Below are 12431 nucleotides of genomic sequence, written 5' to 3'. Positions count from 1 at the left end.
GTATTCTGCGGTTAAAAAGACATTGTGCAATGGGATTTATTCCCGAAGAGTGTATTCATCAATCAGCTCAAGAGTATCCGGATTTTTCACACGAACATGAATTTTAGCTCCATCAACATCAAATAAAACCAAAGCATTTTGAGTCGAAAAATTTCTTACATTGGCCGACCAAGGTGTTTTTTCCTGGGCGTAGTAAGGTGCACCTGCCGCTCCATTGTTTATTTGATAAAAGGTTCTTGATAGTTCCAATTTTTGGTGAGGGTAGTTGTCAGGATAACGCTTCATTTCATTATTGATGGTAAGCAGGTTGTAATTGTGCTCATCGCCGCTTAAAATGGCCACTGTTTTTTTGCTTTTGTTCACAATCAAATCCAATAATTCGTCTCTTCTTTCAATAATTCCCTTTTGGTAGGTAGTACCATTAACGACCGCCCGCCATCTGTTATCTCCATTGTACCACATATCATCTGCAACGTGGCCGCCATTGGGAAAAAACGGGGTGTGAATGGTCAGAAAAACATGATCGATATTCTTATTTTTTTCCAGTTGTTTTACTATTTTCTGCAGCCATTTCAGTTGATTATCCATAATGAAGGCATGCAGGTTGCCGCTGGTAATATTTAATCCGCTTGGCGAATAGAAATAATCAGAATTCAATGCCACCACAGCAACATTGCCGTAGGAATACCAATAAACAGATTCTTTGTAGGATGGAAAATCAATTTGGTCTGGATTTGGATCGTAGGCAGACTTATCCTCGCTTCGCGGACCGTTTTCAGGCAAAACAAAGTTATCCTGAAAAAGAGATTCTCCCGAGCTGTCCTCAAAAGGAAAGTGATCGATGAGGTACGAATTTCCAGTTACGGAATCGTTAAAAACATAGTTGTAGGCCTCATGATTTCCAAAACCAACAACAAAAGGAATGTGATGCCAGAAAGGTTCAACAGCGTGTTTCCAGTTGGCATATTGTAAATTCATTCGCTCACGGCTGGTATCGTATCCATTAATTAAATCGCCTGTAAACTGTACAAATTTTGCCTTTTCGGATTTTGCCAGAGCGGCAATTTTCTTCATGATATAAGCATTGGTGCCGAAAACATCGCGTTCGCCTCCGCCATTTCCGGCCCTGGAATCACTTCCATAGGCAAATGTAAAAGCTTTGCGACTACCTGGTTCAGGTGCCGTTTCGAAACCAAACTCATATTCAAAATCATTTACCAGTAAGGTGTATCGGTATTGAGTATTGGCTTTTAAATCATCAATTTTAATTTCATGATTTTCTACTGGTTTATTGTCTTTATAGATATTGTTCTGAATACGAATACTTGCCGCTACCGCACTAGATGTGGTGAACGAAATGGTGGCTCCTTTGGGAGTTAGTTTGTTAATAAACGGACCTTCAATTACCGTAGGCTCCGCTTTAAACAAATTATCTTTGTAGGTGAAGGCCACTTTCCCATCGTATAAAATACTTCCCTGATCACTAACAATTCTATAGCCCAAAATTCCTTTTCCGGTTTTCTCCCAAGCAATCATGTCGTATTTGCCCGATAGATAGCTTTTAATTGGGATACTGGTAATGCCAACTTTAATAGGAGAACTTTCCCGAAAATAGACCGGCTGAGGATAGCTGCCATCCTGGTAATTAATAAATCCATAGTACAAAGTTCCGGTAAGCTCAGGGAATTTAAAATTGAAACTTAAACCTACTCGAGTACCAATGGCTGCGGTATATAAATCCTTAAATAGAAACTGATCATTAGCTTCTGCTGCATAAATATTTTTGTTTTCTATTTGTAGGAACACTCCCTTTTCGTCGGAACCAATATTGCTGTAAACCGATGGAACTTCTTGAGAAAAGGCTACTGAGAGTAAGGCTGCCAGAAGAACCAGAGTAGTAAATATTTTCATGTTTTTTTTCTTTATTTAAAATCATTCTAATAAAGATACAACATGAATTGCACAGGCGCAGATATTTTTTGCTTTTTTAAAGATTTTTTCTCTGGTTTTTATTTTTAATAAAGTAGAATTCCATTGGGCTTTAAGACAAAACTATTGGTATTGACTTCTAGAACAATTTGTGACAGATTACCACACAGGCTTTGCTCCTTTGCAATGACAGATTAAATAAAGATTTGTGAAGAATTTTGAAACTCTATTTTCCAGGCTCATTAAAGGAAATACGGAAAGTCTGAAGTAATTTATTGTGATGTGCTTAAAAAATAAAATGCGCCCATATAATTATTAATGAAACAACGTTAATGGACGTATTTTAATGATTGCTACTGTAGTTTTTCAGCTCCCGAATATATTTCTTCGGCTGTTATAACTGCTGCTCCATGGCCGGGTAATTGTTTTGGATTCCATTCTTTCATATTCTCAAAAGCCTCTCCTTCTGTCATATATTCAATACTTCCTTTTATTTGATAGGCTTTAGGCTTCTCATCTTTTGTAATAAAAAGAATTGAGCCTTTGCTGCCCGATAAAATATTTTTCATTGTTTTATCAAAAAAGTTATTTGCAACGATAATTTTATTGCCATCAAAAAGGGAAGTGCAAGTTGCATAAATCGAATTGGAGATTGAATCTTCAGACACAGTAGTAAAAACTACTTCAGCTTTTTTGTTTTCCCATGCCGATTTTACGATTTCAGGTAATTTTTTATTCATTTTCATTGGTTTTAATTGAAATAGCATTTTAAGCACTTTCGAATTATCAATACATCAGTAAACTTTAGATAATAATTATCAAACCTATATGCATAATGGAGAGCAAATAATTTTTTATATATAAACAGTTTGAATTCAATGCTAATAGAAATTACTAAATCTGAAATTTTACAATGTGAGAACTGTAAGGACTTGTAAATCGATTTTGTACTTATAAAATATTTCGTAATGAGAATATTCTCAAAACAAATGTAGTGGGAATATTCTTATTATTCCATAACACTTCAATAATCTCATCTTTTTTTTACTATTCCATACATTTTGTAAGGGAAGTGAATGCGTTCAATTTACGGCATTTGCAGTTCCTTCTCATTTAGGAGAAAGCTTGGGTGGGGTTAGGCACAAAGGCACCAATGGGAACGAGGAGAATGCAGTTTTGAGTTGAGGGGGAATATTTGATGAATAGTACTTACGGACACAGCATGCTGATTTCACACGAATGGGGAAAATGAAAAGTCCCAACTCTAGGGGAGTTGGGATTGGTTCAATTGATATAGTTTAATAGTTTTCTATATCTGAATAATGAATTTTATTAAGATCAAGAATGTATTTATCATCTCCGAAATATGTTCGAGCTCCAAAGTATAATTCATTATTTTCTACGAAAGATATAAAATTAGAATGACCTCCTGTTGGAGGAAAAAGCTTTCTCCATATGTTTTCGTTTGGTGAGTACTCCCAAAATGTTCTATCATCTTGATAACCTCTTGCGAATAAATAAAATTTGTCGTTATAATATGATACTGTGGATTCTTCATATATTTTAGCAGGTATCTCTGCTAGCTGACTCCAGCTGTTGTTTAGAGAGTCATAAACCCAAAATTCATTATGCTCTGTGTAGCTAGAATTGCCTTGCATGTAGGTGTGAAAAGCCAAATAAGCTTTGCTTCCTATGGTGAAAACAATTGGGCTTTTAACATTATATTGTGTTGTTGGTAACTTAGTTTTTGATTCCCATAATTTAGTATTAAGATTATAGCACTCCATTTTTTTTGTATTCCCTACATAGAGCTTGTTGCTTATTATAAAAGAGAATTCTGGTACACCAATAGAAATCGTATCTGTTACTGATTCAGTCTTTGTTGATAGAGAGAAAGATTTCAGATGATATCCATGATTGCTATTATAGGTTGGAAAGTATAATGTGTTATTATACTGAAGCATATTATATGTCCAACTGTCTATAGTAATAGGTGCAATAACTTTCCAGTTGTTATTTCCCGAGTGTTGTTGAATGTATTTTTGACTGGTATTATCGCCTTTTGTAATGATTATTTCTCCATTGGGATGACTGGCATGAAGTCCATTATCTAGAGTTAAATCTGAACTTGGTATTATGTCCCAAGGTTCTATTAATTGTAATGGTTGATCAAATTGGACTTTTTGCCCTCCAATGCTTACTGAAACTAAAGGGTTTGGCTTAATTTTTCTTTCATAAGAAATTCTACCAGTAATAACATTCGAGGAACCTTTTGTTATACTACATCCACTATTGCCAACAGATAACGATACGATACCATTTAAATTTGCATTTTCAACAGTAACAGTAATTGCATCTCCTCTTTTAATTATTCTTGGTTGTACATCAAGTATTTTTATTTGTGGGATGGAAATGCTTGCTTCGGATTTAATTGTAGGATCAATTACTTTTGATGAGTATTTATATTTAAATGATGGATTGTACGTGCCAGAAGGAATTTCAGGGATGTAAACTTGAAGTTTGTTTTTACTTATGTAATAAGTTGTGGCCTTTGTTTCACCAAAATATACATCTAATCCATAGACAAAATGATCCCCATATAAATATACCATTTCGTTGTTTTTGGCATTGTCTACGCTGAAACTTGTACCTGAAGGTTGTTTCCAGATTATGCTATCAGCAGATTCAATTTGATTACCATTATAATATCCTCTAACTTTTCTAGAGGTAGGAACTTCATTAATTTTTAGAGTGGCTAGAGTGTCGGTTAGTGTTATTGGGTGATTGCCAGATATTAATCCAAGATAATTTATTTTTTTTAGGTGAGTACCTCTTACTGTAACTATACTATCTAGCCACAATTTCTTTGGGGTGAATGAATCTATTGTTGGTAAGATTGAAATAAAGGTATTTGGATAAGTTATAGAATCATTGAGAAATTTAAAGGAAATAGGAATCTTTCCAGCTGGTATGTATCCAGGAATTCTAAATGAGATAATAGAATCGACAGAATTTGACCTCCATGAAAATTCTTGAGCTACTCTATTCCCGACTAGAACTTCTGTTATTCCAGTAAAAAATTTACCATGGACACTGATGAAATCACCAGAAAGTATTTCTATACGGGAAATAGAATCAATTAACGGTGCTGCTATCGTTATACTATCTGAACTATATGTAGTTTTATCTCCTACAGTAATATTAATTGGACACCTTCTTTTACTGAGACCTATTGGAAAAATAACTTTCAAAATACTGTCATTATTAGAAATAATTGTCGCTTTCACTTCATTAAAATTCACATTATTGAAATGAGATTGAAAACTGAAATTATCTCCGGTTATTGTTACAGTTTCTCCATATCCAACAGTGTCAGGATAGAATGATTTAATAACAGGATGGCTTCCGCCCATGCTTTCAAATTCAATAGATTCACCGTATGTGGTGATCCCATTGCTAAAAACATAGGCTTTGGCTGTATAAGTTGTATCCTTTATCAGATTTCTAGTTAAGGTGGTTTCAAAAATTCCATCACCATTTTTACTGCCCAATGATTCTTTCTCAAAATAACTTTCAAAATGGGTATTCTCATCTGAATTTTCAGGCAGTGATGAAGATTTTATATTATATACAAAACCATGGTCTTCAATATTTAGCTTAGAAGCGTCGTAAATTTCTGCTGAAATGGCAACGCCATTTGCATTAATATTTTGAACTCCAAGTGTTCTGATTCGGGCATATGGTCTATCTGCTTCGTCTTTATCGCAGGCAAATAGGCTAATAAGAATAGAAAGGCTAATTAATATGTATTTTTTCATTTTCGGGCAGGTTAAAATTTCATAGCTAAACCAATAGTAATTGCAGAATTGTTTAACACAACCTCAGGTATTTCAGTTGAGCTGGCTCCACTTTCCATATAGTGTTCGTATTGAAGAGAAAGACTGAATTGTTGTTTGCCAAATTTCTTATCAATTAGAAAACCGGCAATAGGTGCTAAACCATCTTTTTTTGCAAGCTGCAGTTCTTGTTGTTCTGGCCGAACAATATTCTCTATTTTGTATTCTGTATTTAGAGTTCCGTTATCACCAATATTGAAATATATTTTAGCACCAGCTTTAGCATATATGTCGAAGTTGTTTAACGATGCAATTTTCATGTTAAAAGATAATGGAATAGCCACTTGAAGGAATTTCATCTCTGATTCATAATAATTATCACTATTGGCAAAACGTTTATGAATGTCTTCTTCCATACTGTATTTTAGTATACTAATGCCAATGCCAGCAAATGAGTTTTCCATAACTCGTGGTAAATAAATCCGACAGTTTGCAAATAAACGTGGTGAAATAATATTCACTCTAAATTGTTCAGTGTTTGATTTGTTAATATTTGCTTTAGAGACATTCAGGCCAATTCCAACTTCAACTTCAATTTTCATACTTGATTGACGTTTGTTGAAATAACTCCTGTACTTAATCTTTTCCTGCTTGTGGTATTCTTTTAATATCGTTTTGACTTTTTTAAATGGAAGTGATTTTGACTCTTTTAGAGCTTGTCCCCATCGTTTTTTAAGCTGATCGGGAAGTTGGAGAGATTCTAAATTTTGAGATTTACTAATATCCATTACCTGATTGTTAGTCTCTAGATAGTAATTATTATATCTCAAATACAGTTTTATTAATTCACTTTCAAAATGCAGTTGGGCCCAAACTTTTTCATTTGATTCTTCAACTTTTATTGAAGTATAAATAAGGTCATCCGAGAATACTGCTCGTCTATAATCAGAGGCGTATAGCTTGGTGGGCTGGCCATAACGATAAAATAAAATGGACTCGTAATTGCTTTTTTTGTATGGGTCGAGAAGATATACTTTTTTGCTGGCACCATCATTATCAATTAATTGACCCTTGAATTCTTGGGCTGTTAATGTAAGATAGGAAAGAGTTAGAAGAAGGATTAGGATGTGTTTAATCATACTAGGTTAAATTTATTTACGTTAAATATCAGATTTTTTTTAATCAGATAAACGATTTAACCTTTATTTATAATATGTAAAAATAACTTTCTTCTAAGAATGCTAATTGTGTTTCTACAATCCCCTCATCCACTCAAGTCTTAGCTGTGCGTTTTCCGGATCATCCAAAACACTATTAATGCGATTCAGCATTTCTTGCTTGTCTCGAGGAAAGTTACCTCGTAAAATTAAGTAATTGGAAGCATGGTCGCTTCTGAAAATAGACTGAGTCAATTCCAGGTTCTCGATAAAGACTTTCATTTCGGCGATTAATTCTATTGTATTGAGAGGAATAAACTCGCCATTGAATTTTTTAATAAAATGATCTTCACCATAAGGATAGCTAAGAACAAGCGTTGAAAGAAATTCGGGTTGTATTTTGTTGACTATTTTGGCTGAGTTAATGGCGTGTTGTTGGGAGAAGTTTTTGCCACCCAGGCCATTTAGTATCATCACCGAAAGTTTAATGCCTGCTTTTCGGGCACGTTGCAAGGCGTGGCTTGTGCTTTCAAAATTTTCTCCTTTGTCAATCGCCTTTAAAAGCTCATCATCTCCCGATTCTATGCCTACATAGAGTAGTTTCAGGCCTTTTTCAGCCAAAGTCCGTAGTTCCGTATCAGTTTTGGCTTCAATGTCTTTAGATATTGCGTAGGCCGAAACTCGAGTTAGTCGTGGAAAAGTTGCATTTAGTTGATCCAATATCCGTGAAAGCTTATCGAAAGAAAGTACCATGGCGTTTCCATCTGCCAAAAATACCTTGCGATACTGATTTGAATAGGGAGACATACTCTCGATATCAGCAAAAATATCTTCCTCTTTACGAGCTTGGAATTTTTTGCTGCTATACATTTCACAAAAAGCACACTTGTTCCATGCACAGCCTAATGTTGCCTGAATAATTAAGGAATGAGCCTCGCTAGGGGGGCGAAATAATGGTTCGTGATAATTGATCATGAGGCAAAAGTATCAAGATTCAGGGAAAAAGGAACAAGGATGCAAGGAGAAAGTAACAAGGTTCAAGGATAAAGTAAAAATCTCGAGCAAGATTTAAAACTTTTGATATGTAATTCTCCCTTTTTACTTAAGATGATAGGCAGAGATGTGTTTTAATTATTAATTTATAACTCTTAATTCATCATTTTAAAATTCTATCTTGTGAGGAAAATGCAACAATATGGACGGAAAATCGGTAAGTATACAAGTGTCGGGTAAGGTACAGAATGTAGGATATCGGTATCAAGCTAAAGAAGCAGCAGATCGTTTTGGTGTAAGAGGTTTTGTGAGGAATCAGCCGGATGGTACAGTTTATGTCGAAGCGGTTGGAACAAATTTAGCGGTTGAATTGTTTTGTGAGTGGTGCAGAAAAGGCCCGGATAGGGTTAAAGTGAAGGATATTTATATTTGTAATTTACCCGATCAGGATTTTGTTGGTTTTGTAATAAAATAAAAAAGCTTCTGATAAAATCAGAAGCTTGTGTTGTCCCACAAGGACTCGAACCTTGAATGCCTGTACCAAAAACAGGTGTGTTACCATTACACCATGGGACAATTACTTGTCTGTCATTTTTTGACTAAGACGTTGCAAATATAGTAGAAATATTTATTAGTCAAAACCAAAAAATGCAAAAAAATTGCAAGCTTTGCATTGTTGTTGTTGTAGTGTAATTGTAATTATTCTGATAGTCAATTTGAAAGGAAAAAAAAATGGAACAAAAAAAAATAGAATCATTAACAGGAAAGTGGATTTACGAGGAAGATTACGGCTATGGAAGTGCTAAAGGGGAGCTTTTATTGACTCAGAATGGAAAAAAATTGAGTGGAAAGATCATTTTTTCGGAAAATGTCGAGGATGATGAACCTTTTATGATTCAGGAAAAACTGGAAGGAGAGATAAATCTAAATAGAATTCAATTAAAGGCAATTGAGTATGATGTTATTCATTCCGATTTTGATATTCGTTACGAATTGGATTCCTGGGATGGGATGTTGATTAATGAAACTACAATAGAAGGAGATAGTTTGGATGATCAGGGAGTATCGGGCAGCTTTAAGTTTGAGAGAGTTGTCGAGAAATAAACATAAAGGATAGAATGAAAAAAAGCTTCGAAATATTTCGAAGCTTTTTTCTTGTTGTCCCATAAGGACTCGAACCTTAAATGCCTGTACCAAAAACAGGTGTGTTACCATTACACCATGGGACAATTATAATCGTTCTTTTTTCTAAGAACAGTGCAAATATAATACTTTTTTTATCTGCTCAAACAAAAAATGTAAAATTTTCAAATAGAATTCGGGGGAACTATTTAAATTGACTATTTTCGTTCCAAATATTATCCTACGTATCGAATATAATAAACAAAAATACACACAAGATGAAATCTAATTACAATGTGGTTAACAATGTGTTAGGCTGGGTAGCCTTTGCCATTGCCGCACTTACCTACTTGTTTACCATGGAACCTACAGCCAGTTTGTGGGATTGTGGCGAATTTATTACTACAGCATACGGATTAGAGGTTGGACACCCTCCAGGAGCACCTTTATTCATGATTATAGCGCGTTTTTTCTCTCTTTTTGCCCCAAGTCCGGCTCAGGTGGCTTTGATGGTAAATGCAATGTCGGCATTAGCATCTGCTTTTACGATCATGTTTTTGTTTTGGACAATTACACATCTTGCCAAAAAATTGGTTGCTGTAAAGGGGGAAATCTCAAAAGGAAATTTAATCGCGGTAATGGGCGCCGGAATGGTAGGAGCACTTGCTTATACTTTCTCAGACACTTTTTGGTTTTCGGCTGTTGAAGGAGAGGTGTATGCTTTGTCATCCTTGTTTACAGCAGTTGTTTTTTGGGCAATTCTGAAATGGGAAAATGTGGCAAATGAAAAGTATGCAAATCGTTGGATCATTCTAATTGCTTACTTAATGGGACTGTCAATTGGTGTTCACTTGCTGAATCTTTTGGCTATTCCTGCTATAATATTTGTTTACTATTTTAAAAAATACAAGCCTACCCGCAACGGAATAATAGCAGCATTTTCACTTTCGGTTCTTATTTTGGGAGTGATTATGTATGGTGTCATTCCAGGAGTAATTTCCATCGCATCATGGTTCGAGTTGTTGTTCGTAAATGAATTTGGTTTGCCTTATAACACTGGCGTGATGTTTTATGCGGCAGCACTTATCGCACTTGTAGTTTGGTTGATTAATTTCTCCATTAAGCGCGGAATGGTTGTTTTAAATACGATAGTAACCGCCTTTGTGGTGATCATGATTGGTTATTCTTCTTTTTCCATGATTGTGATTCGTTCTTCGGCAAATCCACCTATGGATGAAAATAATCCGGATAACGTATTTGCTTTACTTTCCTATCTGAATCGAGAGCAATATGGTGATCGTCCTTTGGTATATGGTGAGTATTACAATGCTCCTGCAGTTGATCTGGTGGAAACCAAGCCCGTTTATATTCAGAAAAAGGATAAAAATAATAAGGACAGGTATGTTGTTGCTTCTCACAAACAGCAATATAAATTTGATTCAAGATTTAATACCATATTTCCTCGAATGTACAGTTCCCGAGCAAATCATGTTCATGAATACGAATACTGGGGAGATGTAAAAAAGAACAATCCAATTCAGGTTGGCGATGGTGAAACGGTTTATAAACCAAGTTTTGGGTCAAACATCAAGTTCTTCCTATCCTATCAGGTGAACCATATGTACTGGCGTTATTTTATGTGGAATTTTGTGGGTCGGCAGAATGATATTCAGGGACATGGAGATATTTTGCATGGAAACTGGATTTCGGGTATTCCTTTTATCGATGAAATGAAAGTTGGAAATCAGGACAAATTGTATCCTGAAATGGCAAATAAGAAATCAAGAAATACTTACTTCTTCTTGCCTTTCTTATTGGGTCTGATCGGCTTACTCTATCATTATAAATCGAGTAAGGAAGGGAAACAAGACTTCTTTGTGGTGTTATTGCTTTTTATTTTTACAGGATTGGCAATTGTTGTTTACTTAAACCAGGCACCTTATCAACCCCGCGAACGTGATTATGCGTATGCAGGTTCGTTCTATGCATTTGCAATTTGGATTGGATTTGGGGTAATGGGCTTGTATCAATGGCTCAGTAAAAAAGGACCATCTGTTCTTACCGCAGGAGCAGTAACTGCTGTCTGTTTAGTTGCCGTTCCAGGTTTATTGGCTCAGCAAAATTCCGATGATCACGATCGATCAGGTAGATATGCTACTTTGGCTTACGCGACAAATTATTTGAATTCGTGTGACCCCGATGCTATTTTGTTTACCTATGGCGATAACGATACCTTCCCGCTTTGGTATGCGCAGGAGGTAGAAGGAATCCGAAGAGATATAAGGATCGTTAACTTGAGTTTGTTGGCTGGCGATTGGTACATCAATCAGATGAGGACCAAGGCTTACGATTCCGATCTAATTCCGATGTCGCTTACCGCGGATAAGGTAGAGCCAGGTATTCGCGATCAGGTTCCTATTGTGGAACGATTAAAAGGGCAAGAGCTTTTGAGTGAGATGATAAAATTCGTGGGAAGTGATAATGATGCTACAATGGTAGAAACCCAATCGGGTAAAAAGCTGAATTATTTCCCTGGTAGAGATGTTTATGTTCCTGTTGATTCGCTTAAAGTGCTTGCCAATGGAACGGTTCAGCCCGAAGATGCTGATTTAATTGTTGACAAGTTAGAGTGGAAGATCAAGAGAAGTTACCTGTATAAAAATGACATCATGGTTTACGATATCATTGCAAATAACAATTGGGATCGTCCTATTTACTTCTCGGTTGGAATGGGTGTTGATAGTTTCCTTGGTTTGGAGAAATATTTCCAGTTGGAAGGAGCCGCTTATCGTTTGGTACCTATTGAAACGAAACCCGAGCGAAATGAATATGGTCATATAAACACAGAGTTACTGTATGATAACTACATGAATAAATTCACTTTCGGTGGAATAAAAGATCCTGATGTGTATGTCGATCAATTTCATATTTTGACGGTGAATATCATGTCGTTTAGATCAAATTACTGTCGTTTGGCCAGTGCTTTAAACGATCAAGGAAAAAGAGAAAAAGCCATTGATATTCTGGATAGATGCATGGAAGAACTGCCAACCAATAAAATACCATTCGATAATACACTAATCGGATTTATTCAGGAATATTACCGTGCAAATGCAACTGATAAAGCAAATGCCTTGTTGTCGGATATGGCACAGCAATCTTACGATAAAATGAATTACTTCTTAAGTTTGGATGCTCAACGTGCAAACGCATTTAAATCTGAGCAGGAACGTGAAGTACGAGTTGTACAGATGCTTTTGGGCTTAGCTGATATGGGTGAACAAACTAAGCTGAGGGAAGATTTGCAATTAAAATTTGAATTGCTTTTTACGGCTGCTTCTGGGGAGTAAAAGATTTAAAATACAATTAGGATGGCTGTCTTTGTGTAAAGGCA

General features: G+C 35.6%; 8 protein-coding genes and 2 tRNA genes. 3 read left to right on the top strand and 7 right to left on the bottom strand.

The genetic code is table 11. The features are described 5' to 3' along the window. Positions 1-36: 36 nt before the first annotated feature. The 5 genes from ALGA_RS07385 to ALGA_RS07365 form a co-directional block, all read right to left on the bottom strand. Positions 37-1911: a metallophosphoesterase family protein gene (locus ALGA_RS07385; protein ID WP_096428716.1), complete on the bottom strand. Its 1875-nt coding sequence runs from the start codon at positions 1909-1911 to the stop codon at positions 37-39. Between the two features lie 371 nt (positions 1912-2282). Continuing rightward, on the bottom strand, positions 2283-2669 hold the full coding sequence (locus tag ALGA_RS07380) for a pyridoxamine 5'-phosphate oxidase family protein (protein ID WP_096433490.1): 387 nt from the start codon (positions 2667-2669) through the stop codon (positions 2283-2285). Between the two features lie 558 nt (positions 2670-3227). Then, positions 3228-5747, bottom strand: a complete 2520-nt coding sequence (locus ALGA_RS07375; RefSeq protein WP_096428715.1) for an IPT/TIG domain-containing protein — start codon at positions 5745-5747, stop codon at positions 3228-3230. Positions 5748-5758: 11 nt separating this feature from the next. Beyond that, entirely contained in the window at positions 5759-6904 is a 1146-nt protein-coding gene (locus tag ALGA_RS07370; RefSeq protein ID WP_096428714.1) for an outer membrane beta-barrel protein, read from the bottom strand. Between the two features lie 114 nt (positions 6905-7018). Beyond that, positions 7019-7897: a radical SAM protein gene (locus ALGA_RS07365; protein WP_096428713.1), complete on the bottom strand. Its 879-nt coding sequence runs from the start codon at positions 7895-7897 to the stop codon at positions 7019-7021. Between the two features lie 220 nt (positions 7898-8117). Between ALGA_RS07365 and ALGA_RS07360 the strand changes: the two genes are divergently transcribed. Further along, positions 8118-8390, top strand: coding sequence for an acylphosphatase (locus tag ALGA_RS07360; RefSeq protein ID WP_096428712.1), 273 nt, complete (start codon positions 8118-8120; stop codon positions 8388-8390). Between the two features lie 30 nt (positions 8391-8420). On the opposite strand, the gene ALGA_RS07355 is transcribed toward ALGA_RS07360, so the two are convergent. Beyond that, positions 8421-8491: transfer RNA gene (locus ALGA_RS07355), tRNA-Gln, on the bottom strand. A 156-nt stretch (positions 8492-8647) separates the two neighbouring features. On the opposite strand from ALGA_RS07355, the gene ALGA_RS07350 reads away from it, so the two are divergent. Further along, positions 8648-9019, top strand: coding sequence for a hypothetical protein (locus ALGA_RS07350; RefSeq protein ID WP_096428711.1), 372 nt, complete (start codon positions 8648-8650; stop codon positions 9017-9019). A gap of 54 nt (positions 9020-9073) precedes the next feature. On the opposite strand, the gene ALGA_RS07345 is transcribed toward ALGA_RS07350, so the two are convergent. Beyond that, a tRNA-Gln gene (locus ALGA_RS07345) sits at positions 9074-9144 on the bottom strand. Positions 9145-9315: 171 nt separating this feature from the next. Here ALGA_RS07345 and ALGA_RS07340 point away from each other — a divergent pair. Beyond that, entirely contained in the window at positions 9316-12387 is a 3072-nt protein-coding gene (locus ALGA_RS07340) for a glycosyltransferase family 117 protein (protein WP_096428710.1), read from the top strand. The last annotated feature ends 44 nt before the right edge of the window (positions 12388-12431 follow it).

This window comes from Labilibaculum antarcticum (genome assembly GCF_002356295.1).
Classification (GTDB): Bacteria; Bacteroidota; Bacteroidia; order Bacteroidales; family Marinifilaceae; genus Labilibaculum; species Labilibaculum antarcticum.
The sequence above is the reverse complement of the archived record's forward strand: the minus strand, read 5'-3'. Positions and strand labels throughout refer to the sequence as shown.